At 44.0% G+C, this 25,766-nt stretch carries 25 protein-coding genes; 12 read left to right on the forward strand and 13 right to left on the reverse strand.

The features are described 5' to 3' along the window. Positions 1-79: 79 nt before the first annotated feature. On the reverse strand, positions 80-1,003 hold the full coding sequence (locus ACLSSO_RS09015) for an HNH endonuclease (RefSeq protein WP_413944727.1): 924 nt from the start codon (positions 1,001-1,003) through the stop codon (positions 80-82). A gap of 630 nt (positions 1,004-1,633) precedes the next feature. On the opposite strand from ACLSSO_RS09015, the gene mutS reads away from it, so the two are divergent. After that, complete coding sequence (gene mutS, locus ACLSSO_RS09020) at positions 1,634-4,132, forward strand: DNA mismatch repair protein MutS (protein WP_413944728.1); 2,499 nt, start codon at positions 1,634-1,636, stop codon at positions 4,130-4,132. 5 nt (positions 4,133-4,137) lie between these two features. Further along, on the forward strand, positions 4,138-6,450 hold the full coding sequence (locus ACLSSO_RS09025) for an HD domain-containing protein (RefSeq protein WP_413944729.1): 2,313 nt from the start codon (positions 4,138-4,140) through the stop codon (positions 6,448-6,450). Here ACLSSO_RS09025 and ACLSSO_RS09030 read toward each other — a convergent pair. Next, positions 6,447-6,647 carry a hypothetical protein gene (locus ACLSSO_RS09030; RefSeq protein WP_295904034.1) on the reverse strand — a complete coding sequence of 67 codons (201 nt, stop codon included), beginning with the start codon at positions 6,645-6,647 and terminating at the stop codon, positions 6,447-6,449. The genes ACLSSO_RS09025 and ACLSSO_RS09030 overlap by 4 nt on opposite strands. 65 nt (positions 6,648-6,712) lie before the next feature. After that, complete coding sequence (locus ACLSSO_RS09035) at positions 6,713-6,976, reverse strand: hypothetical protein (RefSeq protein WP_295904037.1); 264 nt, start codon at positions 6,974-6,976, stop codon at positions 6,713-6,715. 241 nt (positions 6,977-7,217) lie between these two features. Here ACLSSO_RS09035 and ACLSSO_RS09040 point away from each other — a divergent pair, with 241 nt between their 5' ends. The 5 genes from ACLSSO_RS09040 (at position 7,218) to ACLSSO_RS09060 (ending at position 10,775) form a co-directional block, all read left to right on the forward strand. Then, a complete protein-coding gene (locus tag ACLSSO_RS09040; protein WP_413944730.1) occupies positions 7,218-7,688 on the forward strand; it encodes a hypothetical protein in 471 nt (156 codons plus the stop codon). Positions 7,689-7,765: 77 nt separating this feature from the next. Beyond that, on the forward strand, positions 7,766-8,569 hold the full coding sequence (locus ACLSSO_RS09045; RefSeq protein ID WP_413944731.1) for a phosphatase domain-containing protein: 804 nt from the start codon (positions 7,766-7,768) through the stop codon (positions 8,567-8,569). Positions 8,570-8,578: 9 nt separating this feature from the next. Further along, positions 8,579-9,391 carry a hypothetical protein gene (locus ACLSSO_RS09050; RefSeq protein WP_413944732.1) on the forward strand — a complete coding sequence of 271 codons (813 nt, stop codon included), beginning with the start codon at positions 8,579-8,581 and terminating at the stop codon, positions 9,389-9,391. A 2-nt stretch (positions 9,392-9,393) separates the two neighbouring features. Then, the gene (locus ACLSSO_RS09055) at positions 9,394-9,831 is read left to right on the forward strand and encodes a SufE family protein (RefSeq protein WP_295899138.1); all 438 of its coding nucleotides are present in this window, start codon (positions 9,394-9,396) and stop codon (positions 9,829-9,831) included. 74 nt (positions 9,832-9,905) lie between these two features. Then, complete coding sequence (locus tag ACLSSO_RS09060) at positions 9,906-10,775, forward strand: trypsin-like serine peptidase (RefSeq protein WP_413944733.1); 870 nt, start codon at positions 9,906-9,908, stop codon at positions 10,773-10,775. Positions 10,776-10,836: 61 nt separating this feature from the next. Here the strand turns inward: ACLSSO_RS09060 and ACLSSO_RS09065 are convergent, their stop codons facing one another. Further along, positions 10,837-11,214: a hypothetical protein gene (locus ACLSSO_RS09065; RefSeq protein ID WP_295899144.1), complete on the reverse strand. Its 378-nt coding sequence runs from the start codon at positions 11,212-11,214 to the stop codon at positions 10,837-10,839. Between the two features lie 132 nt (positions 11,215-11,346). Between ACLSSO_RS09065 and ACLSSO_RS09070 the strand changes: the two genes are divergently transcribed. Next, positions 11,347-13,212: an acetyl-CoA hydrolase/transferase C-terminal domain-containing protein gene (locus ACLSSO_RS09070; protein WP_413944734.1), complete on the forward strand. Its 1,866-nt coding sequence runs from the start codon at positions 11,347-11,349 to the stop codon at positions 13,210-13,212. 55 nt (positions 13,213-13,267) lie between these two features. On the opposite strand, the gene ACLSSO_RS09075 is transcribed toward ACLSSO_RS09070, so the two are convergent. Further along, positions 13,268-13,969 carry a YebC/PmpR family DNA-binding transcriptional regulator gene (locus tag ACLSSO_RS09075; protein WP_413944735.1) on the reverse strand — a complete coding sequence of 234 codons (702 nt, stop codon included), beginning with the start codon at positions 13,967-13,969 and terminating at the stop codon, positions 13,268-13,270. Positions 13,970-14,054: 85 nt separating this feature from the next. On the opposite strand from ACLSSO_RS09075, the gene ACLSSO_RS09080 reads away from it, so the two are divergent. Genes ACLSSO_RS09080 through ACLSSO_RS09095 form a run of 4 tightly spaced genes read left to right on the forward strand, consistent with a single transcriptional unit; the run spans position 14,055 to position 18,995 of the window. Beyond that, positions 14,055-14,837, forward strand: a complete 783-nt coding sequence (locus tag ACLSSO_RS09080; RefSeq protein ID WP_295899153.1) for a DUF455 family protein — start codon at positions 14,055-14,057, stop codon at positions 14,835-14,837. A gap of 44 nt (positions 14,838-14,881) precedes the next feature. Further along, positions 14,882-16,132: a TolC family protein gene (locus tag ACLSSO_RS09085; protein WP_413944736.1), complete on the forward strand. Its 1,251-nt coding sequence runs from the start codon at positions 14,882-14,884 to the stop codon at positions 16,130-16,132. After that, entirely contained in the window at positions 16,113-16,982 is an 870-nt protein-coding gene (locus ACLSSO_RS09090) for an efflux RND transporter periplasmic adaptor subunit (protein ID WP_413944737.1), read from the forward strand. The genes ACLSSO_RS09085 and ACLSSO_RS09090 overlap by 20 nt, the downstream gene beginning before the upstream one ends. Continuing rightward, positions 16,983-18,995 carry an ATP-binding cassette domain-containing protein gene (locus ACLSSO_RS09095; protein WP_413944738.1) on the forward strand — a complete coding sequence of 671 codons (2,013 nt, stop codon included), beginning with the start codon at positions 16,983-16,985 and terminating at the stop codon, positions 18,993-18,995. A gap of 41 nt (positions 18,996-19,036) precedes the next feature. Here ACLSSO_RS09095 and ACLSSO_RS09100 read toward each other — a convergent pair whose 3' ends face one another. The 8 genes from ACLSSO_RS09100 to ACLSSO_RS09135 all read right to left on the reverse strand — a co-directional run bounded on the left by ACLSSO_RS09100 (position 19,037) and on the right by ACLSSO_RS09135 (position 25,728). Beyond that, positions 19,037-19,390 carry a hypothetical protein gene (locus tag ACLSSO_RS09100; RefSeq protein WP_413944739.1) on the reverse strand — a complete coding sequence of 118 codons (354 nt, stop codon included), beginning with the start codon at positions 19,388-19,390 and terminating at the stop codon, positions 19,037-19,039. 166 nt (positions 19,391-19,556) lie between these two features. After that, on the reverse strand, positions 19,557-20,594 hold the full coding sequence (locus tag ACLSSO_RS09105) for a lipid A deacylase LpxR family protein (protein WP_413944740.1): 1,038 nt from the start codon (positions 20,592-20,594) through the stop codon (positions 19,557-19,559). 3 nt (positions 20,595-20,597) lie between these two features. Next, positions 20,598-21,332 (reverse strand): pseudouridine synthase, encoded by a 735-nt coding sequence (locus ACLSSO_RS09110; protein ID WP_295899170.1) that lies wholly within the window; start codon positions 21,330-21,332, stop codon positions 20,598-20,600. Continuing rightward, positions 21,329-21,718, reverse strand: coding sequence for a 6-carboxytetrahydropterin synthase (locus ACLSSO_RS09115; protein ID WP_295899173.1), 390 nt, complete (start codon positions 21,716-21,718; stop codon positions 21,329-21,331). The genes ACLSSO_RS09110 and ACLSSO_RS09115 overlap by 4 nt, the downstream gene beginning before the upstream one ends. Next, the gene (locus ACLSSO_RS09120; protein ID WP_413944741.1) at positions 21,715-22,461 is read right to left on the reverse strand and encodes an SDR family NAD(P)-dependent oxidoreductase; all 747 of its coding nucleotides are present in this window, start codon (positions 22,459-22,461) and stop codon (positions 21,715-21,717) included. Before ACLSSO_RS09120 ends, ACLSSO_RS09115 begins: the two co-directional genes overlap by 4 nt. 215 nt (positions 22,462-22,676) lie before the next feature. Beyond that, the gene (locus ACLSSO_RS09125; protein ID WP_284604831.1) at positions 22,677-22,895 is read right to left on the reverse strand and encodes a hypothetical protein; all 219 of its coding nucleotides are present in this window, start codon (positions 22,893-22,895) and stop codon (positions 22,677-22,679) included. A gap of 157 nt (positions 22,896-23,052) precedes the next feature. Beyond that, a complete protein-coding gene (locus ACLSSO_RS09130; RefSeq protein WP_295899186.1) occupies positions 23,053-24,255 on the reverse strand; it encodes an EAL domain-containing protein in 1,203 nt (400 codons plus the stop codon). Positions 24,256-24,264: 9 nt separating this feature from the next. Continuing rightward, on the reverse strand, positions 24,265-25,728 hold the full coding sequence (locus tag ACLSSO_RS09135) for a peptide ABC transporter substrate-binding protein (RefSeq protein WP_413944742.1): 1,464 nt from the start codon (positions 25,726-25,728) through the stop codon (positions 24,265-24,267). Positions 25,729-25,766 lie beyond the last annotated feature (38 nt).

Below are 25,766 nucleotides of genomic sequence, written 5' to 3' on the forward strand. Positions count from 1 at the left end.
TTAGACTGGTTTTCAGGGGCTACAAACATCCTGAAAACCAGTGATTTTTTTGAGCCTTATTTTTTCCGCCAAGGCATGATCATGAGAGTCCCCATTGCTGTGCTGATAGCAAATTGTGGGTGCGACACAATACTCTTAAGTTATCAGGTGAATGGCTTCCTCCACATGCTAATGGAATACGATGATCGACTTGGAGTTGATAGGTGCTCGTGCACTTTATTCCAGTGGTTGGAGCAATATATTCACAACAGTGATTTGCGTTCTTTAAGAGTTCTCGTTTTAAAGTAACTTTGACATGTTTTCGTTTTCGCTCAGTCGTGAAGCTTGGTGTTAATTTTCCTTCGCATTTTAATGACTGAGATTTTGTATTATTTGGCTTAACTGTTTTTCCAGTCTCCTTATGGATATGTTTCTTAGCTAAGAGTGTGAATAAGTCGGCCCAATTTCCATCGGGTAGAACGTGTGACAATAAATCCTTGGCTTGCTGAAGTGTTTTCATTTGATCTTCAGTCAACATCACTTCTATGCGAACGCTGTTATCTTGTTGCGGCTTGATCACTTCATGAGTCTGAATGGGGTGATTAAATTCTTGGGCGAGAAACCTTTTAGTTTCAAAGCTGGATTTGTTTTGAATCTCTTCTAACACTTGAACTGTTTGCTGATTGTTGATTTTGTGACCCAGATGGTTTTCTTGTTTTAAGCATTTTTGGACTTGGGTTAGTTGGGTCAGATTCAACATGCCATTTTCAATTTTTTCGGCAACGGCAGGAACTTGCTTTAAAAGTCGAGCCGCTTGTAATCTACGGTAAGCACTGTCCTCGCCATAACCTAAGTATTTCGTTAAATATTTAAACATAGAATCAAACCCAAGCTCCGCATAGAGTCGGCGCGACTCTACTTCATTGATATGACATAGAATTAAGTGAGTCATCTTTCGTTCGGTTCGAGTCAGTTTTTCTAAACGACCTAATAATTCGGAATTGGCAATTTTTGAAAGATCCATAATTACTCCTGCGAATAAATCTCTTCCTAGAAGTTCTACCATAGGTTTTATTTTTCATTTTTTGAGGTTTTCCTAAAATTCGAAGAGAATGGAAATAGGCGATTTGTAGCTGTATTATTATTCACCAGAGTTTCATACAGCGTAGAGAATCTTCCACGAGAGATCGACCTCAAGGTTGATAGAAGAACTCCACCAAGGGCGCTCTAGGAATGACGATTTCTCGTCAAGCATTTTTACGTTACAATTTAGGTGACACCAAGCTTCTTGGTAGAGCGGTTTTGTGCGATGGTCTGGTAAGTAAAAGAGCAACGGCTGGTATTATCTAAGCATCGAAACAAGAGAAGTAAAATCTGGAGCTCGATATGGGCGGAAGTTTTTAAATACTTTCCTTTCACACTCAGGAAGAGCGGGAAACAGCTCGCTCATGGATGGTGGAAGATCGTGCAATTGTCTCTGCTGAAATGTGCGGAGAAAATAATCATAAAATAGCCAACTAACGCAGTGCGGGGCCTTAAGAGACACCTTGCTGGTTAAAGCATTCATTTTCCCTCTCAGATGCGATGCGTTTTTGAGTGAAACGCCGTGCGGCCTTCGATACTTTTTTCAACTATGTCGAATCAAACTCCACTCATGAAGCAGTTCTGGGACATTAAGTCCGTTCACCAAGATAAAATCCTCCTTTTCCGTATGGGGGATTTCTTTGAAATGTTCTTTGATGATGCGGTGAAAGCGGCACCAGTGATCGGTATTGCTCTGACTCAAAGAAATAAAAAATCCCAGGACGAAACGCCGATGTGCGGAGTGCCTCATCACTCGATCGCCGGACCTATCAATAAACTTTTGGCAGCCGGTTTTAAAGTTGCGATCTGTGATCAGTTAGAAGATCCAAAAATGGCTAAGGGAATTGTGAAGCGTGGAGTGACACGTGTTCTCACTCCCGGCATGGTTTACGATTCTGATACTTTGGATGGAACAAAACCTCACTACCTTGTAGGTCTTGATAAAGAATCTATCAGCTTCTTAGATACAACAACGGGCGAGGCGTTCTTTTTTAGATCTCAAAAAACGTCTGAGCTTTTGCGTTTCCTGCAAATCCTTCCTGTCGCGGAAATCGTGATTGCCAGTGAAGATGAGTCTTTGCTTGTAGGTGTTGATGGTATCTTAATCAGTCGTCACGACGAACTGCCGGACATGCTTCACGATCTTTTGAAAAACGAAGCGCCGATGTCAGCAGCTCGTTTGGTTTCTTACGTGAAAAGTCTTTCTGGAGAAGAGTCGCTGGCGACATTGTCTCCGTTTGTTGAAAGAGACCTTGAGCACCGTCTTGAGATTTCAGGAACGGTTCTTCGTCACTTAGAAATTTTCTCAACGTACAAAGGCGAGGGCTTAGGAAGTTTATTCCACGCGATCAACCGCACGCAAACTTCAGCGGGAAGCCGTCTTCTTCGTCAGTGGTTGAGTTTTCCATTGCGTGATCCAAAGGCTATTGAAAGCCGTCTTAGTTCCGTTGAGTTCTGGCGCAGTCACGTTGTTGAATTAAAACGCGTTCGTCAGATCTTGGGACAAATGGGCGATATCGAGCGCCGTCTTGGAAAAATCTCTCAACCTCAGTGCAATGGTCGCGATCTTTTGGCTTTGGCGGGAAGTGTTCACGCAGGTATCAGTGCTTTGGAGGTTTTGGTTCATGCTTCCGGTGGAACCGCGAACTTTGAACCTCTTCGTGATTTGGCTTACAAAATCGAACGCACTATTGTTGAGGAGCCACCTCTTACGACCAAACAAGGTTACTTGATCCGTCAGGGCGTTTCGGCTGAGCTGGATGAGTTGATTGAACTTTCAACACACTCTCAAGCGTTGGTCGCTCGTATGGAAGCGGAAGAAAAAGAAAAGACGGGAATTTCCAGTCTTAAAATCCGCTACAACAACGTTTTTGGTTATTACATTGAAATTACGAACACGCATAAAGACAAGGCTCCTGCACACTATCAAAGAAAGCAGACGCTCACAAATGCGGAACGCTATTGCACAGATGAATTGGTCGAGCTTGAAAGAAAAGTTCTCAGTGCCAATACAAAACGTGCGGACCTTGAATTTGAATTCTTTGAAGCGCTTCGTAAGCAGATTCTTGCGCAGTGCCCTTCATTGTTGAACCTCGCGCATGAGTGCAGTGAAGTGGATGTCGTGTCTGCTCTTGCTTGGCTAAGTCTTGAAGAAAAATACGTGCGCCCGCAATTCACTCAAGATGGTTCTTTGAAATTAAGAGCCAGCCGTCATCCGGTTGTTGAGCAAACCGTAAAAAAGAATTTCGTGGCAAATGATATTGAACTTCGCCCGCACTCTTGTTTGCTTCTGACAGGCCCGAATATGGCCGGTAAGTCGACACTCATGAGGCAAGTCGCTTTGATTGCGATCATGGCGCAAATGGGATCTTTTGTTCCTTGTGATGAAGCTTCATTACCCATCTTTGATGCAATCTTCACGCGTATCGGAGCGAGTGACCAGTTGTCTGAAGGTCTTTCAACATTCATGGTTGAAATGACAGAGACTTCGGCAATGTTAAAAAATGCGACGAAAGAATCTTTAGTGATTCTGGATGAAGTCGGACGCGGAACAAGCACGTTTGATGGAATGTGTTTGGCGCAATCCATCCTTGAACATCTTTTAAGTGACGTGAAAGCGTTGACGTTCTTTGCGACTCACTATCATGAGTTGACGTCTTTGGATCAAAGCTTTGGCCAAATCACAAATGCGCATATGACAGTGGCTGAAAGAAACGGCGAAATTCGTTTCTTGCATACATTGGTGAAGGGCCCTGCTTTAAAATCCTACGGGGTTCAAGTGGCAGAGCTTGCCGGTCTTCCTCCGTCAGTGACGAAACGTGCGAAAAGTCTTCTTCGCGAGGTGGAATCAAAACGCGTTCAAGCCACAAGTCAGTTGTCACTTCTAGATTCTTTTGCACACGATGATGCAGCTCCAATCGAAATTGAAACTGCGAAAGTTCCTGAAGAGATCAAGAGCTTGATGGCGGAGGTTGAAAAATATCCGCTCATGCAAATGAGTCCTCTTGAGGCGATGAATCAGATCGCGAAGTGGAAAGAGATCGTTGCTCGCGCCGGAACGGAAGTTTAAAACTTATGGCGCAAAAGTCGTTCTTAAGTTCTGAACAGTGGGAACAAGCGAAGGAAGTGTTAAATCCACCTCTTATGACACCTGACGGAGATGTTCGTCAGGTGTTTTGCTTTTCTACTGAGAACTTTTCGAACTGGCTGGGGGCGCGTCTTGAAGATATTTTTAAATCTTCTAAAGAGTGGGAAGACTGTCATCCGGTCATTCTGGGGTCTTGGGCCCGTGAAGAGCTCAGTCCCAAATCCGATATCGATGTGCTTTTTTGTGGTGACGAAGAAAAAGTAAAAAAGTTTGTCGATGCGGTTCAAGAGCAAGGCCTAAAACTTCGCTACCGCATGCCTCATAATCCAGAGGACTGGACTGAGAATGTCGAAGCATTTGATATCTTGGCGTTGCTGAAAGCCCGTCCGTGGACTCCGGAGGCGGCGAAAAAACTTTTTGAGCAGCAAAAGAAAATCTGGGCTAAGAAAAAGCACTACCGTCGTATTTTACTGAAGGCCGTAAAAGACGAACGTAAGAATCGTGCGAAACGTTTTGATTCGATCACGAATTATCTTGAACCGAATATCAAATATGGTCCAGGTGGCTTGCGCGATCTTGAGCAAGGTCTGCAAATTTATGAACTCTTCGCTGAAAAGTTCACGCATCCAGGGCACGCGCTTAATGTTTTACAATACTATCGCAGTTATTTCCTGAACATCCGGCAGAAGCTTCATTTGGAAGGCCACGGGGATATTTTATCCAGTGCCATTCAATTTGATCTTGGTAAATGGATGGGTTTTAAAAGTCATAAAGAGTTTATGCGCGATTTGCAGCGCGGTCTTTCCCGGGTGCATTTTTATTCGGACTGGATTGTTGAAGTGGCCGAGGCTTCAGAAAAAGAGCTTAAGCAAATTGAACAATTGGAGTTTAAAAAGATCGAAGATCTTGTAAGTGCGTTACATAAAAATTCCAGCGTTTTAGTGCAAAAGAAAGTCCGCGAAAATCTCGACGTTCTTTTGCCTGATAAGAAAGTCAAAACGACAGCGAAGCGAAGAGGGGCTGCATTAGAACAAGTTCTCAATGTTCAAGCAGAGGATGAACTTTTAGTCAGCGTTTTCCGTTCGCGATTGATCGATAAATTAGTTCCTGAAATCCGTCGTTTAGTTGGATATGTTCAACATGACCAATATCACCGCTTCACGGCCGACTCGCACATCATGCAGGCATGTCGTGAAGTAAAACGTGTCTATAAAAAACCATCGGAATTGGGACCTCTTAAATTCATTCATAAAAATCTCACGCAGGAAGACTGGCGCATTCTTTCTTGGAGTTGCCTGTATCACGATCTTGCAAAAGGTTTAGAAAGTTCAGAGCATCACTCCGACCTTGGTGTGACCATCACCGAGAGAGATTTTAAATCTTACGGTTTAAGTAAAACTTTAACTGAAGAAGTAAAATGGATGGTGAAGAACCATCTGGAGCTTTCACATGCGGCTTTCAGAAAAAATCCTAAAGACCCGAAAGTGTGGCAGGAACTCCATCAAAAAGGAGTGGAAGGCGCAAGACTTTATCGTTTGGCACTTTTCACCGCGATTGATATTCGCGCGACAAATCCGGAAGCTTGGAATGAGTGGAAAGCCAAACTCTTAAAGGAACTTGTTATCAGTCTTGAATCTAAAAAAGCGCAAGACTATTTCGATTTCCAAACTCTGCGCCTGCGCAAGAAGTTACAAATTCCTTCAGAGATTATCGAGGAACTGGGTCCAGTCTTGCTGGATAGTTTCGCAGTCAAAGACCTTGTCGACGATATGAAAAAAGCGGAACTCAGCGAAACGTCTTTAAAGCCCTGGGTTCATAAAACTCGCAAAGGGGATATTTGGATTCGCTTTCATGAGAAAAAAGACCGTAAAGGCCTTTTGGCGGATTATGTGGGGCAGTTGTATTCACTGGGCTTAGGAATTCGCCACGCTTCGATTCACACGATCTCGAAGGTCGGTGTTTACGATTGGTTCCAGGTTGCGACTTCCAAAAACATTCAGCAGTTGTCGAAGGTTTTAGAAAACGCGCAAGTCCAGTCAAAACCAATTCCGGCTGTGAAGTTTGATGCGATTCAACTTATCAGTGCTGATGATAAAGAACTCGTGATCAGTTTCAAAGCGCCGGATCAGACAGGGTTGTTGGCCTCTGCCGCGAAATCTTTAAGTGATTTGGGTGTCAGTGTAAAGTCCGCTCGTGTGCACACATGGGGTCGTCAGGTCGACGATATCTTTTTTGTGAAGGCGGATCGTGAGCCTCAAGAACTGATTGCAGCCTTGAGGCAAAAGTACGAACTCAATTAGTTGCTGTTATTTTTCTTTTTCGCGCCGCCGGCCATGCCAGTGTGGTTGCGCCAGTTGTATTGAGGGTCTGTTTTAGTGCGGTTGTGCCAAGCTTCCCATTTCTTTTTTGGAAGTTTGTGTGACACATTTCCTTTTTCGTCGAAAATGTCTGGATCTTTTCCTACTAAAAAATCGCCAATGGCTTTGAGAATTCCCATTTAAAACCGCTCCTTAAATAACGGTTTTAATATAAGCGAGGAGTGACCTGAAGGGAAGGCCTAAATTAAGAACGGGGATTTGCGCACACGTCGATGATATCAAGACCACGATCTTCCGAGACCTTGCCAGCACCTTTATAGAAATTAAAGCACTGTTGAGCCGCGCCTTCATAAGCGTCCTCATAACTCGCTGCCGTTCTCTTGATTTCAAGCGTTTGGCCTGAGAGTTTGTATTTGAAAGTGTATTCTTTCTCGGGAGTGCCCTTGCTTGACCAAGCAAATGAAGTGCACGAGAAAGCCAAGAGTGCGATTGTTAGAAGTGTTTTCATAAGGTCCCCCTTGTTCAGGTTTCAGTCTTTGTCTTTTATAGGAGCAAGGCAGGTGCCAGAAGGGCTCAAATTACCCATCCGCGATGCGTCATAAGTAATTGAAATTACTGGATAAAACAGTCTCAGAATGGGTCATGCCAGAAAAGGGGTGTTAGAGCCCTCACGTGACAGGTTTGGGAATGCGGTTGAATATGTTTTAGACACTCGCTAAGCTCAAATAAATTAAACAAGGACGTGTCGGATGAGATTACTTTTATTTGCACTTTTAAGTCTTTCCTTCTCAACTTCTTTTGCGACAACGCGCGGGCAGTTCGTAGGATTGCAAATGCTCGTCAATATCTGGTCGACGTCTTATGACGGCTCCGTGGATGGATCTCCGCAAGTGTTATTTGAGGCGATGGATCGTCCTGAGCAGGATTCCATGGTGGGCCGCGGAAAAGTTCTCGATACGCCACAGAAAGTTTTAAACTTTATCTGCGCTAAAAAAGGCGAGAACAATTACCAGTGCTCCATTACAATTCACAGATCTAATTTCGCCTCAATTGGCCCAGGAAAAGCGCAGTTCGTCGCACGTGGTGCAGATGCCAAAGCGATTTTTGAACAGTTTCATACGCAAAACGACCGTTTTTCTTATCGAGATGAAATGTCGACGTTCTCCATTGAAGCAACGCCTGATATTTTCGTGATGAAATTTAACGCTCAGGGTCTCTAAGGGAGCATTCCTTATTCAGAATTAATGGATGATTGCCATATTTGTGCTATACAACCTCTCCGTGGGGAGGGGTTTCCATGAAGCATTTCATCGCATTAGTTCTGTTCGTTTTTTCGCTTTCAGCACACGCGCAAACTCTTTTTGTCAGTGATGTGGATGACACCATCAAACTTGCCAACGTCCAAGATATTTCGGAAGCCGCTCGTTATGCTTTTGATGACAAGAGTCGCTTTATCGGGATGAGCGAGCTTTACAATCTGTTTGCACAAGAACAATCCAACTTGTCGATCGTGTATCTTTCAAAAGCTCCTGAGTGGTTCATGAAGGGGACTCATAAAAGTTTTCTAGCTAACGGAAAATTCCCGGCGGGAACTTACATCGGTCGCACGAATTACGATGCGGATGTGCACAAGCTTAAAAACTTGCGCAAACTTATGAACGACATCAAACCTCGCAAAGTTGTTTTTATCGGTGACAACGGTGAACAAGATCCTGAAGTTTATAACACCATCGTGAAAGAGTACGCGAACCAAGGTATTGAGTTTCACCAATTCATTCGCATCGTGTATTCCAAATCTTTCTTCGTGGAGTGGGGCGCAAAGCTTTGGGAAGATCAAATCGGCTTTGTCACGCCGATTGAAATCGCTTTGGAGATGGAAAAAGAACATCTGCTCAGCACGCAAGCTGTGCAAACGATGATGAGTACGGTGGCTGTTGATATCGTCAAATCGAAAGCTTATGGATCTGAAGGAATCGTCGCGTTTCCGTATTTCGTGAACTGCAGTGATTTTGTGTGGAAATGGGATGACAGTCTTTCTCGTTTCGACATTATGACACTACTTAAGGCTCGTATTGTAGATCGCTGCCGAATTAAGCCGTAAGATAGTTTCATGTTATTAAAGTACCAGTTACCTCGTGTTTACGAAAATATTCTGCCTCGAGAGATTTTAGATTTTTCTCCACAAGAAACAAAAGCCACTTGTGATACCTGCGCGATGTCTCGTCCAAGGCATCGCGGTAAGATCCATTATCGCGAGGATCTAAAGTGCTGCACGTTTCATCCGTTTCTTCCTAATTACATGGTCGGCGCACTTTTTAACGAAAGCTCTTCAACGGAAGCGCATCGCATTTTCCGCGATAAGATTTCCCGTCGTGAATACGCTTTGCCGATTGGACTTGTGGCACCCGTTCGTTATCAGGTGGAATTCAATCACCGCGAAGAAGGGGATTTCGGCCAAAGAGAAGATTGGCTTTGCCCTTACTACAATAAAGAAAAACAAAACTGCAACGTGTGGAGAAATCGCGGAGTGGTGTGCACGACGTTTTTCTGCAAAAGTTCTTACGGAAAACCAGGATTGAAGTTTTGGGAAAAATTGGGAAGTTATCTTTGGTACGTCGAGCTGGCCCTTCTTGAGGAGGCTCTGGTGATGCTTGATTTTTCTCCGCGCCAGATTATGACTTTGCTTGATTATCACAACCGCCACGATGGGACGGCGGCAGAGAAAAAATCCTGGGTCATGCCGGAAGCCAAAGCCAGGGAACTTTGGAATGGCTACTACGAGGACCAAGAGGGTTTCTATAAAAAATGTTTTGAAGTTATCTCTAACATGAATAAAAAATCTTTCCACGAGTTGATCGGTGAACAAGGTCAATCTTTGGAAGAAGATTTGTTTTCGATCATTCCGACATTGAAAGTGAACTAGACATGACAAGCATCCAAGAAAGACAGAATAAAATTATCCAAGATTTTTCAGCGCTCACGCAGTGGGAAGATCGCTATAAAAAAATCATCGAGATGGGAAAAGCTCTTCCTGAAATGCCGGAAAATTTGAAGACCGAGCAGAATGCGGTGAAGGGGTGCCAGTCGCAAGTCTGGCTTTCTGCGAATTTGAATGAGCAAGGTCAGATGATTCTTCAAGGTGACAGTGATGCACTGATTGTGAAGGGTCTAGTGGGTTTGTTGTTGTCGGTGTATTCAGGCGCATCTCCGAGTGAAATTCTTGCGACTCCTCCGGAATTTTTGAAAGCTTTGGGCTTCGAAGGAAACCTTTCTCCTAGCAGGGCCAACGGCTTGCACTCGATGCTTAAGCAAATCAAACTCTATGCAACAGCCTTCGACTATCTACTAAAAACTAAAAAATAGTTTGTTTTTCCCTGTCAATTTACAGAGACTTTTTTAGAGGGGAATGTTCAGGAAGAACGTTCAGAGGGGAAAAAGTGAAAAGGAATTCATTCGTGGCGGCCGTCAGTGTCGCTGTTGCAGCAACGTTTTCAGTTGGCTTTGTCAATATCACACCCAAAGTAATCTACGGCGACGACAATCGTGTTGATGTGTATCAAGTGGAAAGAGCGGACATCCGTGATGTCGCTGATTCGACAGTCGCTTTGATTCCAACAAGAAGTATCGTGAATAGCGGAAATGGCCTCGTAAAAATTCTTTCTTCTCAGTACGGAAAAGAAATGAATCTGTGCTCGGATGAACCGTTCTTTGATCAACCCACAGCTGCGAATTGCTCAGGCTCTTTGGTGGGTGATGATTTGATCGCAACAGCAGGTCACTGTGTCAGCAATGCGGATTGCTCTGCTTACGCGTTTGTATTTGGTTTTAAAATGGCTGATGCAAAAACAGCTCCGGAGTCATTGCCTGCTTCGGAAGTTTATAACTGCAAAGAAATCGTAGCTCGTGAATACACAAGCGCTCAGGATTATGCTCTTGTTCGTTTGGATCGTTCTGTCCGTGGTCACAGACCCCTGACATTGCAACGCACGCCTGTGCAAGCGGGTGATGGTATTTACGTTGTTGGTCATCCTTCAGGTCTTCCAACAAAATTTGCTGATGGTGCCAACGTTCGTAGCCAACAAGGCGCTTACTTTCAAGCGAACTTGGACACTTACGGCGGCAACTCGGGTTCCGCGGTCTTCAATGCAAGAACAAATGAAGTCGTAGGAATTCTTGTTCGCGGCGCAAGTGATTTCACTTATGACAGAGTAAGAAAATGCACGATGAGTAACAAGTGCGCTGATGGCGGTTGTCGCGGTGAGGATGTTACAAATATTTCTTACATCGTGGATGCTTTGAAAAAGTAAAAGATTCGTAAAAAATTTGAAAATAAAAAAGGGAGCTTCGCGCTCCCTTTTTTATTCGACATCATTCGACGTCAATGGGTGTTCCAGATTTATTATCCATGTAGGGATTGTCCATATTATGAGTGCTTGGATGATCTGGAAGTTCACCGTCGCCAGGACATGTCGTACTGTGATTTTCTACTTTGGCTAAATCACGTAGTTTACCTTCCCGAACCTGTTGTCCCGCAGGGCAGGGGACTAAAGAGGGATCCTCTTTCTTCATGTCGCTCGCAGGTTCGCGCTGTGTTTGCTGTTTTATCATTTCTTGTTTTTCTTTACGTTCTATAATTCGCGTGGCTGCAGAGCTCTCTCCGTTGACCTGCATTTTATCTGTATAAGGAACACCTTGAACTAGATGAGGAACGATTAAGAGAAGGGCTACCAAAAGAGCTGTTCTCATAAACTACCTCCTTTTGTGTAATGGTCTGTCATCAACTGACAGCTTATTTTAGCACGGAATAAATATGGAAAAAGCGAAGTGTCGTCTAACGCTGGACCTTGGGTTCTTTTGACTTCAATATGAAAGAGCGAAATGATGAAAGACATGGAGTTTGCGAAATCTTTGGCGGAAGCTGAAAATTTTATTTTTTCGCGTTTGGGATCTTCGATCAGGCTGGCCACTCCCTTGGGACTGGGAAAGCCAAATCAGCTCGTGAATAGCATTTACGAAAGAGCTAAAAAAGACTCACGGATTTCACTTAAGATATTTACGGCTCTTTCTTTGGATTTTGAAAAGCCTAAGAACGAATTGGAAAAACGTTTTTTAGGTCCTTTTTACTCCAGGCACTTTGGAGATGATTATCCCCATCTCACTTATCTGCAAGATCTTCACAAGGCGCAAGTACCATCGAATATTCATCTGCATGAATTTTATTTTCAGGCAGGCGCTCTTTTAAAAAATGAAAACGCCCAGCAGTCCTACATCAGCCTTAATTACACCCACGTGGCAAGAGCGGTTTTGGATCACGATATCAATGTGATTGTGCAAATGGTCGCCCTTTCTAAAGACCGCAGTAAAATAAGCCTGAGCTGTAATCCCGATTTAACTTTAGATGTGGTTGAACTTTATAAAAAATCTCAGAAACCACTTCTTATGATCGGAGTAATTCACCCGGATCTACCTTATTTGGGTGGAGATGCCGAGGTCGATGCCTCTTTCTTTGATTTCATTGTTGAAAGTGAAGAAGTTCGTCATTCACTTTTTGCTGTTCCCCGCGTTTCGGTGGATGAAGCCGAACATCTTATTGGCTTTTATGCCAGTCAACTCATCGCGGATTCCGGAACTTTGCAGATAGGTATCGGTTCTCTTTCAGATGCCTTGGTGAATGCGATGATCATGCGACAAAAGGACAATGCTCTTTATCGTAAAATTTCTGAACATCTTTGGAAGGGGCGCCCGGATGTGCATCAAAAAATCCATTTAAACATTTTGCAGGAAGGCCTTTATGGGACGAGTGAAATGTTAATGGATGGCTTTATGCATTTACGAAAAGCCGGTATTTTAAAGCGCGAGATCTTTGATCATAATGAATCCGCGAAAAGATATTTGCATGGGGCGTTCTTTTTAGGATCCAAAGATTTTTATCACTGGTTGGGATCGCTTTCCGGTGCGGACTACGAAGGGCTTTCGATGACCAAGGTCTCAAAGGTTAACGATCTCTATGATCCCCACGAACTGGCCATCCGAAAGCAAAGAAAAAATGCACGCTTTTTTAATACTTGTATGGCGGTCACTTATCTGGGGGCGGCGGCTTCGGACACTCTTGAAAATGGCCAGGTGGTGAGTGGGGTGGGAGGTCAATATAACTTCGTTGCTATGGCACATGAACTTGAAGACGCCCAATCGGTTTTAATGTTGCGAAGTACGAATCTAAAAAACAATCATAAGGCTTCCAACGTTGTTGAGGCCCGCGGCCACGCCACGATTCCTCGCCATTTGCGGGATGTCGTGATTACTGAGTACGGCATTGCTTTTCTTAAAGGCGAAAGTGACGACACCGTGATTCGTCGACTGATTGAAATCGCCGACAGTGAGTTTCAAGAAGAGCTTGTGGAAACCGCTCAAAGAAATGGCAAGCTTTCTAAAGAGTATAAAATTCCTTCTTATGCAAAAGACAATTCACTCAAGAAGGTAAAAGAGTTTGTTCAAGCTTATAAAGACGAGTTTAAACTTTTTCCTTTTGGCAGTGATTTTACGAGTGAAGAAATCAATTTGGGGAAATCTCTGAATCAGCTTAAGAAGGCTCACGCTGAGAAACTTCTCGGCTTCTTTGTAAAAGGGCTTGGTGTATCTAAAAATAAATACAGGGCAGAATTAGAGCGCATGGAGCTTTATAAAACCAGAACTGCTAAAGACTTCTTTTATCAGAGGCTGATTCTAGGTGCTTTAGGAAAGTAAAAAAAACGCCGCTCTTTTGAAGCGGCGTTTTGGTATTTCAATCTTAAAAAAAAGATTAAATAGTTGCGTGCACGCGGTGCGTGTCGTCCATATCGTCAAGGTAGTTTAAGAACTCCTCAACGTCTTTTCTTTGTTCATCAGAAAGCTCTGTGATGTTTTTGGCTTTGAATGAAAGCTCACCCTTTGTGATTTTCCAACCACGTTTCATAAGAGCGTCACGAACCGCATCCAAGTCATCCGCGTTCGTGTAGAACTCATAAGCACCAGAATCGTCGGGGTAAACTTCGTTCGCTCCGGCTTCAATCGCTTCTTCGTCTGGATCGAATTTACCTTCTTTGGTTCCTTCGATAAGACCTACGCGATCAAACATCCATGCCACAGATCCAACCTCACCCATATTGCCTTCATGAGATTTAAACGCATGACGCATGTCTGGAGCTGTTCTGTGTTTGTTGTCTGTTTGGCATTCCACGATCACGCCCACACCGTGAGGACCGTAGCCCTCGTAAGTGATCTCTTCGATGATCTTTCCGTCATCCAAAAGACCCGCGCCTTTTTTAATCGCACGCTCGATCGTGTCATTCGGGCAAGATACTTTTTTCGCAGCATCAATCGCCATACGAAGACGGGCATTGGCATTGGGGTCAGGACCACCGGCTTTCGCAGCGACGGCAATCTCGCGCGCAAGTTTGGTGAATATTTGGCCTTTTTGTTGAGCTTTCTCAACCTTACCGGCGTTTTTCCATGACTTTCCCATATGTCTCCTTCTTCGACTTGAGGATATATATTGCAGCAAATCAGGAAATATTTGGCAAGAATGGGAGCAGGATGTAAAAGGGGGTATGTTCAGTTTTTCAACGCCCGACGTCTGGGAAAAGATCCAAAATATCGAAAAATATTGTGAGGATGCTCTTAAATTGAGCTCTCCTTATCTTGTGCCCGAAGAACCAGCCCGGGATGTCCCCGTTTTGCACCCCAAATTTCACCCTCCCAAAAAAGGTTTTTCGACCCTTGAGGGGCAGGCCCGCATGCTTCATGACTTGGCCAGTATCGAACTTCAAGCCATGGAACTCGGAGTTCGCACGCTGGTGGAGTATCCGGATGCGCCGCAAGGATTCCGCGAAGAGCTATTGGCCGTGACGGTCTCGGAAGCTCAACATTTGCGCATGTGCTTAGAGGGCATCGCAGATCTTGGATTTAAATGGGGTGATTGGCCCGTGCACATGGCATTGTGGCGCGCGGTGAGCGTTGAAGACTCGCTCTTAGATCGTATCTTGATTGTGCACCGCTATCTTGAGGGCAGTGGCCTTGATGCCGGAGACACCTTGATCCGTCGCCTAGAGGGAACAGACGGGAAGAACACCATTCAAAAAATCGTGAAGCAGATCAATTACGAGGAGATCGGTCATGTTGATTTTGGCTCAAGATGGTATCGTGAAATTTGCAGGAAAGAAAAGCTTGACCCCTCCCAGGACTTTCCAGAGAGAATGGACTCCTTAAGAAAAAGGCTCCCGAAACGTATTGAGCCTTTGAATCGCGATTTAAGAATCAAAGCGGGATTCACTGAAGAAGAAATTCAGTATTATGAAAACCTGCGTTTGGATTTCTTAAAACCGATGCCATAGTCTTTTGCCCTTCGTTTGATGGCAAAAGCAAACGGAGACGGAAGATGCAGAGATTCTTAGTCCTTGGGATGATTTTATTTTCTTTTCCGGCTTGGAGTCTCACGCTTCCTGAGGCTGTTGATATCGCCCTTAAAAAATCAAGTTCCCTTCAGCAGCAATCCTTGGAGCTGGAAAAATCAGAACTGGGTGTTAAGCAAACTCGTTCGGCGTTCTTGCCTTCTTTGGATTTAACGGCCTCTTATATTTACACTAAAGAAAGTCCCACTCAAAGAGACTATGACTGGGACAGCAATGCTGCGATCAGCTTGACGGAAAACTTTTACGATCACGGTTTGAGTTATACGAACTTTAAAATTTCGAAATCCCGCAGAGCCCTCACAGAGCTAGATTATCGCCGCGAAAAGTCGGCAACAATTCTCAGAACAGTGCAGCTTTATCTTGATGTTTTAAAGGCGCAGAAAATCGAAGAGCTGCAGTCCAAAAACACGGTGCAAGTAGAAAAGGTCTACAATCTGGTAACCGCACAGTATCGTCAGGGTGTTCGTCCTCGTCAGGATTTTTTGCGTTTTGAATCTCAATATCAACGCGCCATCTTAGCACAGACGTCGGCTCAGTATGACGCCGTGAAAGCCCGCGAAGATTTAAAGGTGCACTTGGATCTTTCCGAAGTGCCGGCTCAAGTGAGTGACTATCAACAAAAAGCTTTTCCTTCATCATCTGATGTTTCTATCTACGAAACCGAAAAAAGATCTTTGGTTCAGGAGCTTCGTCGCTCCGAAGAGAATCTTCTAAAAATTGAAAACTGGCCAAAGCTCGATTTGGTCGGGAAGCTGGGTTATGGCAGCGACAGTTATTTTCAAACCAACACGCGTTGGGAAGACAATGACAAAACTTTCTGGAGTGTGGGCGTCACATTTAACTGGAATCTCTGGGACTGGGGAGGACGCAGCTCGGCAGTGAAGGCTTCTCATTTAGAAAGTTTCCGTCAGGATGTGCGCACGTCCTTTGATGAACGTGAAGCAAAGTCAGCTATCAAAAAACTTTACGACCAAGTGAAGCTGATTCAAAGACAGTATGAACTCGCGGAAAGATTGGTCAAAGTAGAGACTGAAAACTTCGCTTTTATGGAGCGCGACTTTCGTGAAGGACAAACGTCTTTCCTCAACTATTCGACCTCTTTGTCTGATTTAATTTCAGTACAGATTCAAAAAATTCAGACAGAATACAATCTTATTCAAACGCGCCTGGAACTGGAACACCGTAAAGGATATCTCGATGAAAAATCTGTTCAGTAAAAAAACTCTTCTGATCGTCGCTATTCTTGCGATTGTGGCCTGTGTGCCGTTTTTATTTTCATCTGGTAAAAATAAAAAATCTTCTTTAGGAATCGTTGAAAAAGGCGACATCATTCAACGTGTGTCGTTGTCGGGAATTGTTCAGCCCGTAAGAAAAGCGGTGATTGTCGCTTCTTACGCAGGCTATGTGAAAAAGATTTTCGTCAAAATCGGCGACAATGTTAAAGCCGGAGACCCTCTGGTTTCTGTCGTGCAATCGCTTTCAAGCTTCGAGCAAGCTTATCCTTTGCGTTCACCTGTTACCGGTCGAGTCGTTCAGATCCGTCATCAGGAAGGGGAGTTTGTAAAAGCAAGTGACGTCACGGACTACATCCTTCGCGTGGACGATCTTTCTGAAATGTACGTCTATGTGAACGCCGCTGAAATTGATCGCGTGAAAATGACTGTGAAGCAAGAGGCTCTGCTGAAGCCGATGGCTTTATCAGAAAAATCTTATAAAGCTCAAATCGTAGATCTGGCTTTAGCTTCCAACGACAAAGATCGTTGGGATCGTTCCAGTGTTGTCGAATTTCCGATCACTTTAAAAGTTCTCAATCCCGATGCGGATTTAAAATCAGGAATGAGTACGTTGATTGATATCATCACGTTTAAAAAAGAAAATGTTCTAACTTTGCGCCATGAATTTATTTATGTTCAAGGCGGTGAAAGTTATGTCCTCTTGGAAAACGGTGAAAAACGTATTGTTAAAACCGGTGTTTCCAATGAAGAGAAAGTCGAAATCTTAGAAGGGGTTAAAGAAGGCGAGAAAGTTCAAAAAGTCGACTTTGCCTCGATGCTGGAGAACTCGTAGATGAGTTATATCTCGGCGAAGAACCTTGTTTTCTCTTATCCAGGAACAGATCAACCTGTTCTCAGGGAGCTTTCTTTTTCCATCGAAGAAGGGTCCTTCGTCGCCATTCAAGGGCCTTCCGGTTCTGGAAAATCCACGCTGCTTTATCTTTTAGGAGCCATGAACCGAGTTCAATCCGGCGAACTTATTGTCGCTGGAAAAAATCTGAACGAACTCACTCGTTCTGAAGCGGCTTTTTTTAGAGCGTCTGAAATTGGTTTCGTGTTTCAGCAGTTTCATCTTCTTCCTAAACTCTCGCTTTTAGAAAATGTGGAACTCGGAGGTCTTTATCCTTTAGAGGTTTCAAAAGATCGCTCCGAGCTCAAAGCTCGGGCCGAAGAGCTTTTGGAAAAATTCGGTCTTCGCGAAAAGAAAGATGAACTTCCAAGCAAAGTTTCAGGCGGTCAACAGCAGCGTGTGGCCATTGCTCGCGCCTTGATGCAAAAACCGCGTCTGATTTTAGCCGATGAACCTACGGGGAATTTAGATTCCGTAAACTCAGCACTCGTTTTAAAAGAATTAAAACGTCTTCACAGCGAAGGCCACACAGTGGTGCTTATCACTCATGACAGCGAAGTCGCCAAACAAGCCGATCGCATTATTCATGTTCGCGATGGTCGTTTAGAAAAAGAGGAAGTTCTTCATCATCAAAAAACCTCGCTGATGTTACATAAGAATTCTTCTTTAAAAACTCAGGACATAGCCTGGAACGCGGACCTTCTGAGATATCTGGCGCAGAATGCCTGGATGCAGCTTTCAGTAAATAAAGTCCGAGCGCTTCTTACAATGTTAGGTGTAACCATCGGTGTCGGTGCGGTTTTATCCATGATGACCCTGGGAGGATTTGCGAAGGAAAAAATCCTGGCTGGTTATGCTGAAATGGGAGTGAATACTTTTGAATTTAACGGCTATCCGAACTGGGATATGAAAGCCAAGGACATTAAAGGCGCGGTCTTTGATTATTTTAAATGGGAGACAGATCTTGTTCCTCTAAAAAATATTTTTCCTGAGATCAAAAGACTTTCGCCAGTTCTGACAGGAAGAAATGTCTCTGTCGTTTTTGCCGGGAAAACGATCGACAATGATGTGCGCGTTTTGGGTGTCAACGAAGATACTTTTAATATCGCGAAGAAAAAAATCATTGTCGGCAATCCGGTCAATGCCTATCACGTAAAAAATCGCAGCTCCGTCTGCATTATCGGATACGAAGTCGCGGAAAGACTTTTTTCCAATGTGCAGCCGCTGGGGCAAGTATTGTTTTTATCTGAAGACAATCAAGAGATGTCTTGCACCGTAATCGGTGTGGCTGCGCAAACTTCCAGTCGCAATGAATGGCGTAAACCGAATTTAGAAATCTATTTGCCGTTCACGTACTTTCAGGCCAAGAGCAAAAACTGGTGGTCCGTGCAAATCCGTGAAATCCTGATTGAGATGAAAGACGGAGCCTCCATGGAAAACATGGGGAAAGGTTTGCGCGCGTTCTTTCAAAAGAAATACGGAACCTCAGGACGTTTTAGGGCGGACTCCGACGCCGTTTTGATTGAACAGATGAATCGCTTTTTAAATATCTTCTCTGGCTTTCTCGCGGCCATTGCTTTGGTTTCTTTATGCGTGGGCGGTGTTGGTATTGCCAACATGATGCTCGTGTCTTTAAATGAACGTGTGCGTGAAATCGGATTAAGAAAAGCTTTGGGGGCGACCGATCAAAGTTTAAGATCCTTAATCTTGATGGAGTCAATGCTGATTTGTTTTATCGCAGGTCTGGTAGGTGTGCTTTTAGGAGTTCTTTCTTATGAACTGATTCTTTTTGCTGCGACGAAATTCGTGAGCAAGCTTGAGTTCGAATGGATCTTTAATCCGTGGGCCTTCCTCATCTCTTTTGGTTCTATCGTAGCCGTAGGAATATTAAGTGGACTGATTCCGGCTCTTCGCGCTGAAAAAATGGCGCCGATGCAAGCGCTCCGAACGGAATAAAAGTTTCCTCCCGTCAGGCGACAGGAGGAAACCAAAGAGCTTTATAGCAAATCACATAAAGAATTGGTGCTGCCAATAGCTTTTACTTTCGCATCGCGAACGCGACGAAGACCGCTCAAAGCATCTTGTCTTAAATCTTTGATGTTATGAGATGTATCTCCAAACGTGCAAAGATCTAACGCTTGATTGTAACCTTCTAGAACCGAGTCCGTTCTAAAATCAATACCGGCAGCGATACCGATATCTCGACATGCCAACATGTCTTTCTCCTCAAGGATGCTAAAGATGGCATTGCATACCATTTGAAGAGAAAGCTCTTCTGGCGGTGTGTCTCCCTGGCCTGCCGAAGCAAACGACGAGCTTAGGAAAATAACCGCAATAATAACTGACTTCACAAAAATCTCCTTTCTTTGATTTTGTTGTGAAATCATGGAAAGCAAGGGATGTGCCTCATTTTTTATGAACCAGGACGACGGTGTTTGGTTTTATGAAAAAAGGCCGGATGAAAATATCTGAACGATAAGTTTATCGATAAATGTTCACAGGGTGTGAACGGTCGAGTTACTCAAAATCCCGGAAGTAAGAAAGCGAGATTGAAGCATAGCTGCTAAATTCACTTTTCTCTTCAAACTCAGGAGACACAGTGACAAAGCGCCAAGAGTAACTCCAATGAGAAATCTGCACGGCATAACCTACTTCAGTTTCTGCTGTGAAGGGATATTTTTTAACTCGATGGCTGTCGCGAAAGGTGTTTCCATCTAAGAAAATATTTCGAGCAATGGCGTTTCCACGAATGCCGGCAAAGCCATACACGCGCCAAGGAATATGATGAGGCTTGCCATCAAAATTAACAATGGCATCACCATCGGCGGAAGAAAGGCGGGAAGGGCCAAAGTCATCGGGAAGACGTACACCCAAGCGAGCTATAGCGCCGATATGACCGGCGATAAGAACGTTTCCGAAAGAGGCTCCCCCGTAAGGAATAAAATCAAAACTTCGTCCTGATTCGTTTTCTAATTCAAAGAAGCGAATTTTTTGAAAGTAGGATGCCTGCAAAGTGGGCTCGGTAGAAAGCTGATTCTTCCACCCCTTTGCATCGGGAACATTGATCATGTCGTGAAAACTATTTTGTACTTTTTCACCCATGGCTTCAGGGCCGATAACGCCGATATCTAACTCCAAAGAATGACTGTGCGTCGGTGTTTTGAAGTTCGCTGTAAAACCTAAATAAAGCCAGCCCGCATAAGGACGATCGTTTTTGATAAGTTCAGCGGTGTTTTTGTTGTTAGGCGTATAAATCTGCTGAGCTAAAGAAACGCCGAAGTTCGTTGTGGATTTGTTAAATTCTTTATTCAGTCGCTCCGACCAACCTGTCAGAGGCGGAATCCACGCAGGAATTTTGTTTTCTGCATACACATAAGAAAAACGAATTCCATTGGTATAGCCTTGGTCCGAGTTAGGACCGCCCAGCCGACGGGTGTCGTTTTCAACGTAAACGGTGAAAGATTCCCCGTGAGGTTTTACTGTTTCCGTCGCATTTGGAGCCTGCCCCCAAGTTCTTAATGAAAAAAGAAACAGTAACAGAAAAATCTTTTTCATAGATTAATCAAGTGTCTCGTCATCTTCCAGAAAGCGCCATTTACCTTCCGGTAATTGACCAAGACGAAGTTTTCCGATGCGCACACGCTTTAAACCAGTCACCTTAAGTCCCACAGCTTCACACATGCGACGGATCTGACGTTTCTTTCCCTCACGCAAAATAAAGCGTAGTTGGTCCTGGTTGAGCCATTCCACTTTTGCAGGCTTCAAGGCTTTTCCATCTAAAGAAAGTCCATGATTGAGAAGCTTTAATTTGTCATCAGGCAAAGAGCCTTGCACACGCACGATGTATTCTTTTTCAAGTTTGGTTTCTTCACCGATGATTTTTTTTGCAATACGACCGTCTTGAGTGAAAAGCAAAAGACCTTGAGAGTCGATATCCAAACGTCCGGCGACCGCCAATCCTTGAAAGTGTTCCTGGCGTAAGCGCTGTTTAGATTCGCCAAATTGATTTTCTGGCGTGATCAATTTGATCGCAGGCTGGTAGGGTGGTTCAGGTTGCGCTGACACGTAACCAATCGGTTTATTCAAAATAATCGTTGCTAAACGCTTTTGTTTTTTCAAAGCTTCAGCTTCCAAGGTGATTTTAACGTGGGGATCTACTTTTGTTCCCAATTGATCAATTTTAATACCGTCAACAAGAACAAGACCCTTAGCAATGTATTCATCCGCTTCACGACGGGAACAAATGCCTCTTTCAGCCATGAGTTTTGATAAACGTACTTTTTCTTCGCTCATAGGCGGATCTCCGTCCAAAGAGTGTCCATTTCATAAAGCTTGATATAAGAAAGATCTTTTTCTGAAACAGATAATTTTAATTTGTCTAAAAAATAAAGTGCGATGTTTTCCGTGGTAGGAACTTTGTCTTTGAACTCAGGAATCACAAAGTTGAGATGTTCGTGATCCAATCGCGTTGTCAGTTGAGTTAAAAGATTTTGGTATTCTGATTTTTTCTGAATCTCTGCAGAATTATGTAAAATAAAACCCACTTCTAAAGTGTAGTTGTGTCCGTGACCGTATTGTGTGTAGCAGCGACCAAAAGTGTTCTGGTTTTGAGTTTTATCCCAAAGAGGCTGAGCATAAAAATGAGCGCTGCTAAAGGAGCTCTTTAAAGTCAGAATCATGTGAGATTGATTCCTCCATCAACAGAAAGAATCGCTCCTGTCGTCCAGCTCGAAAGATCGGAACCTAAGAAGTAAGCAGCTTTCGCCACTTCTTCTGCGGTTCCAATACGGCCCAAGGGCTGCAAGGATTTCATTTTTTCTAATGTGATTGTTTTCTGTTCAGAATCAAGATGGTGAAAACTATGAATCGGAGTGTCGACAATTCCAGGGCAGACGCAGTTCGCGCGAATTTTATGAGGCCCGCCATCCAAAGCGAGACTCTGAGTCCAATTTACCATCGCTGCTTTACTGGCTGAATAAGAAGAGTTTGATCCTCCCGGGCGAAGTCCGAGGGTCGAAGAAATATTCACAATGCTTCCTCCGCCTTGCTCTTTAAAGTAAGGAAAAAAAGCACGGACAATGCGTACAGGTCCTAAGAGATTCACTTCAAACTGCTTCATCCAAATTTCGTCGGTACCTTCTTCCGTGGAATGCGTTTGATAAATTCCAGCGTTGTTCACAACGACTTCAATACGATGGATTTTTGCGGTGAGCATTTCATCAAGGCGTTTATTCAAGGCTGCGACGTCGGTGACATCGCAAGAAACAATCGAAGCACCACTGCGACATTGAGCTGCGACTTCTTGCAGGCGTTCTTTATTACGAGCCATCAGGTATACGAAATAGCCGTTTTTAGCGTATTCAATCGCTGTCGCGGCACCGATCCCGCTACTAGCTCCGGTAATTAAAGCGGCCTTCTTCATGGCAAATCCCCTGTGGTTAAACTGGACTTATACTAGCAAAGGCGGGCACCGAAGAGAAGTCATGTCCATGCGCGAAGCGTTTTCCATCGGAATTAAGTTCTTCTTTGTAGGCCTCATCCTATTTTCTGCATTCTGGGCGCAGATCCCTTAAAAGCAGAAAGCCGGGTTGGGTCCCGGCTCTCTTTAACGGTAGAAATTTTAAATGGTAACGAGAACTAAGCCGCTTTTTTCGCGACGTAGTGATAATACTTCTTATCAAAGTCGGAAGCCTTCATCCCGTCCTTCGTGATCAAGCCTGCTTTGAACCAATCAAAGTGTTCAGCGCAGAAACCCGCCTTTTCAGACTTTTTCTTGCAGCCTTCGCCGCAGCAGCGAGCCGATTCTAAAGAAACTACGTTATTTGGGATTTGTTTTTCGAATTTTTTGTCAGCCATCTTGAGTGACCTCCAGTTGAAATCTTAAGCTGGTTGATTGTCTTAAGACATAAGACTTATCGGAGGAGGCCTATTGGACTTAAGGACCTAAACGAAAAAAGGTACCAGGTACCTAAACAGTCTCATTTTGATCCGGGAAAAAGGTACCTGGTACCTTTTAAATCAATTTAAGGAAGCGGCCCATGTCGACGGGTTTCGAGAACAAGTACCCCTGGCCATAGCGCGCACCGAGAGTTTCTAGAACCAGCGATTCTTCGTTGTTCTCGATACCTTCGGCGATGATTTCAATTCCCATGGCGTGGGCCAAGTGGATGATCGAACTCACAACGGCTTTGGATTTTGGATCTGTGAGAACCTTCATCACAAAGCAACGGTCAATCTTAAGGAAGCTGATCGGCATCTGTGTGAGATACTGCAAGCTAGAGAAACCTGTTCCGAAGTCATCAATGGAGATTGCATAACCTTGATTACGGCACTGATTTAGCGCTTCAAGAGCGATCGCACCGTCCATCATGATTCTTTCAGTCATTTCAAGTTTGATGTTCTTTGTTTGCAGGTCGTGTTTTTCGCGAAGGTCTTCTAAGTTGTTCACGAAATCAGAGTGCGTGAACTGACGGCCCGAGATATTGATACTCATCATAAACTCGTCAGCCATTTTGTCTTTTTTGTTTAAGCGCAATTGATCTTGAATCGTGCGCAAATCTTTTAAGGCCTGATTGATAATCCAATGTCCAATCGGAATCACCATCGAAGAATTTTCAATCACATCAATGAAAAGATTCGGAGACACCAAGCCATGCAGAGGACTGTTCCATCGCAGCAGAGCCTCGCAGCCTGTGATTTGTTTGGTCTTTAAATTTACAATCGGCTGATAGAAAAGTTCGAATTCTTTATTTTGAAAAGCCTGGAAAATTTGATTTTCCAATTTGATTTGATCTAAAGCGCTTTGCGTACCGTCATCACCAGCGCCGGAGTTATCAAATTCTACGTCTGTTACGCGCGTGCCTGTCGGTGTGTTTAAGTTTTTACGGCGCAGTCTTTTAAGAAGAACACGCATTAAAAGCTGCACGACTTTATCGGCTGTTGAAACACGCTCAAGAACTTGCTGTTTTGTGACGATAGCCAGGCGCACATCTTCAAGAGCGCGCACGGAGGCAGAGCGATTTTGATTGTCGATCAGTGCCATCTCACCAAAGATTTCGCCTTCACCTAAAATCGTCAGAGGGATTTCCTCTTTGTCTTTAGTGATGTAAATCAGCACGCGGCCTTTTTCGATGATGTAGGCACAATCACCGGCATCGCCTTCGCTAAAAATGATTTGATCTTTGTGAATGTCGACGGACTGAGTTGCTGAATTCATAAAACCATTTTAGGGTCTTAAGTGCAGGTCCGACAAGTCCAGCTGATTCATTTGATTCAATTTCCATCCAATAAATTCAGGTTTTACGAGAATTGAGAAGTGAATAGCGCCCAGTGGAATCATCAAATGGTTCTTCATCAGATAATCAGCTCCGGCAAGGCACCATTTCTTTTGCTCTGCAGGCTTCTTCGTCTGCGCAAGTGAGGACAAAATCTTTTCGTATTCTGGCGATTTAATAGAAAGATAGTTCTCAGGGCTTGTTGGCGCAAAAGTTTCTAAAGCAGCAAGGCAGGTCGGGCGATCCGGAGACACTCCTTTGCGGAACAGGGCTGGAGGATTCTGTTGCAGGATTTGAAGGAAGACCTTGTTTTCTTTCACCTCAAGGTGAGTTTTAAGTCCCGCATTCTTAGACCACTGATTTTGCAACCATTCGGTGGCACGTTTGTGATCCTCGCCACCAAGTGCTGAGAACATCAAAGTGTAGGTTTTAGTGCTCGTGATTTTAGGAACTTTCTTAAGATCATAATCAAAGCACGGTGCTTTTTCCGGAAACCAAGAGTCGGGAAGTCCAATACAGCCGGGTTTTCCCTCAGAAGAAAAAATCTTTTGCAATTCAACGTAGTTAAGAGAGTAAGTGAAAGCTTTGCGCACATCTTCCTGTGTCGCCAGTTCCGGACCAAATCCAAGATAGTCCAAACGAATCACCGGATACCAATAGAAGTCTTTGCGAGTTTTATAAGAAGGAATAAAAAGAGTCGGAAGACGTCTTAAAAATTGTAATTCATTCTTTTCATAAAGTTGCAAGGCCACGGTGTCTTCTTCGACAAAAAGAAACTCGACCTGCGGACGTTGTGGATGCCCCCCTTGGTAGCGAGTGTTGGCTTCCAAAACAATCTTCTGTCCTTTTTTCCACTCTTTGAGTTTGTAAGGACCATTGTAAGCGGAGAGATCCTCTTTCGTCGGAGCTAAAAGAAAATTCGCAAGATTGTATTCAAAATCAGGATCCGGTGTTTGAAATTCAAACTTCAAAGTGAGCTTATCCGGAGCCGACACCCCCAAAGTCTCAAGACCTTTTTTACCTGCAAAAATATCCTCCGCATTTTTAATTTTAAAAAGCAGATCCGCACGGGGAGTGGCATTTTTTGGATTCAGAATTTTTTTATAAGTGCGAAGAAAATCTTCGGCAGTCAAAGGTGAACCATCACTCCACACAAGATCTTTTTTAAGAGCGCAAAGAAGATTTTGTTTTTTATCGCGCTTGCATCCCGTTCCTAAATCAGGAACAAGACCCTTGCTGTCGTCATAGCTAAAAATATTGCGATAAAGATTGCCTAAGACATAACTTGAAGAAGAGGTGCGCTGTTTGTTTGGATCTAGTCCGCCGGGTTCGTTAGACAGGTGAAGACGAAAAACCCTTTCCGCCGCAAAAGATTCCAAAGACAACAAAAGAAGAAAAGCCAAGATGATTTTCATGGCTTTAAGCTTAACCAGAATTTACTGGAAACGAAATA

The organism is Bdellovibrio sp. HCB-162, from assembly GCF_047344985.1.
GTDB lineage: Bacteria > Bdellovibrionota > Bdellovibrionia > Bdellovibrionales > Bdellovibrionaceae > Bdellovibrio.

Bases quoted from the DNA above. Each gene is read 5' to 3' on its own strand.
- ACLSSO_RS09015 (WP_413944727.1), bottom strand. From the start codon at position 1,003: ATGGATCTTTCAAAAATTGCCAATTCCGAATTATTAGGTCGTTTAGAA.
- mutS (WP_413944728.1), top strand. From the start codon at position 1,634: ATGAAGCAGTTCTGGGACATTAAGTCCGTTCACCAAGATAAAATCCTC.
- ACLSSO_RS09025 (WP_413944729.1), top strand. From the start codon at position 4,138: ATGGCGCAAAAGTCGTTCTTAAGTTCTGAACAGTGGGAACAAGCGAAG.
- ACLSSO_RS09030 (WP_295904034.1), bottom strand. From the start codon at position 6,647: ATGGGAATTCTCAAAGCCATTGGCGATTTTTTAGTAGGAAAAGATCCA.
- ACLSSO_RS09035 (WP_295904037.1), bottom strand. From the start codon at position 6,976: ATGAAAACACTTCTAACAATCGCACTCTTGGCTTTCTCGTGCACTTCA.
- ACLSSO_RS09040 (WP_413944730.1), top strand. From the start codon at position 7,218: ATGAGATTACTTTTATTTGCACTTTTAAGTCTTTCCTTCTCAACTTCT.
- ACLSSO_RS09045 (WP_413944731.1), top strand. From the start codon at position 7,766: ATGAAGCATTTCATCGCATTAGTTCTGTTCGTTTTTTCGCTTTCAGCA.
- ACLSSO_RS09050 (WP_413944732.1), top strand. From the start codon at position 8,579: ATGTTATTAAAGTACCAGTTACCTCGTGTTTACGAAAATATTCTGCCT.
- ACLSSO_RS09055 (WP_295899138.1), top strand. From the start codon at position 9,394: ATGACAAGCATCCAAGAAAGACAGAATAAAATTATCCAAGATTTTTCA.
- ACLSSO_RS09065 (WP_295899144.1), bottom strand. From the start codon at position 11,214: ATGAGAACAGCTCTTTTGGTAGCCCTTCTCTTAATCGTTCCTCATCTA.
- ACLSSO_RS09070 (WP_413944734.1), top strand. From the start codon at position 11,347: ATGATGAAAGACATGGAGTTTGCGAAATCTTTGGCGGAAGCTGAAAAT.
- ACLSSO_RS09075 (WP_413944735.1), bottom strand. From the start codon at position 13,969: ATGGGAAAGTCATGGAAAAACGCCGGTAAGGTTGAGAAAGCTCAACAA.
- ACLSSO_RS09080 (WP_295899153.1), top strand. From the start codon at position 14,055: ATGTTCAGTTTTTCAACGCCCGACGTCTGGGAAAAGATCCAAAATATC.
- ACLSSO_RS09085 (WP_413944736.1), top strand. From the start codon at position 14,882: ATGCAGAGATTCTTAGTCCTTGGGATGATTTTATTTTCTTTTCCGGCT.
- ACLSSO_RS09090 (WP_413944737.1), top strand. From the start codon at position 16,113: ATGAAAAATCTGTTCAGTAAAAAAACTCTTCTGATCGTCGCTATTCTT.
- ACLSSO_RS09095 (WP_413944738.1), top strand. From the start codon at position 16,983: ATGAGTTATATCTCGGCGAAGAACCTTGTTTTCTCTTATCCAGGAACA.
- ACLSSO_RS09105 (WP_413944740.1), bottom strand. From the start codon at position 20,594: ATGAAAAAGATTTTTCTGTTACTGTTTCTTTTTTCATTAAGAACTTGG.
- ACLSSO_RS09110 (WP_295899170.1), bottom strand. From the start codon at position 21,332: ATGAGCGAAGAAAAAGTACGTTTATCAAAACTCATGGCTGAAAGAGGC.
- ACLSSO_RS09115 (WP_295899173.1), bottom strand. From the start codon at position 21,718: ATGATTCTGACTTTAAAGAGCTCCTTTAGCAGCGCTCATTTTTATGCT.
- ACLSSO_RS09120 (WP_413944741.1), bottom strand. From the start codon at position 22,461: ATGAAGAAGGCCGCTTTAATTACCGGAGCTAGTAGCGGGATCGGTGCC.
- ACLSSO_RS09125 (WP_284604831.1), bottom strand. From the start codon at position 22,895: ATGGCTGACAAAAAATTCGAAAAACAAATCCCAAATAACGTAGTTTCT.
- ACLSSO_RS09130 (WP_295899186.1), bottom strand. From the start codon at position 24,255: ATGAATTCAGCAACTCAGTCCGTCGACATTCACAAAGATCAAATCATT.
- ACLSSO_RS09135 (WP_413944742.1), bottom strand. From the start codon at position 25,728: ATGAAAATCATCTTGGCTTTTCTTCTTTTGTTGTCTTTGGAATCTTTT.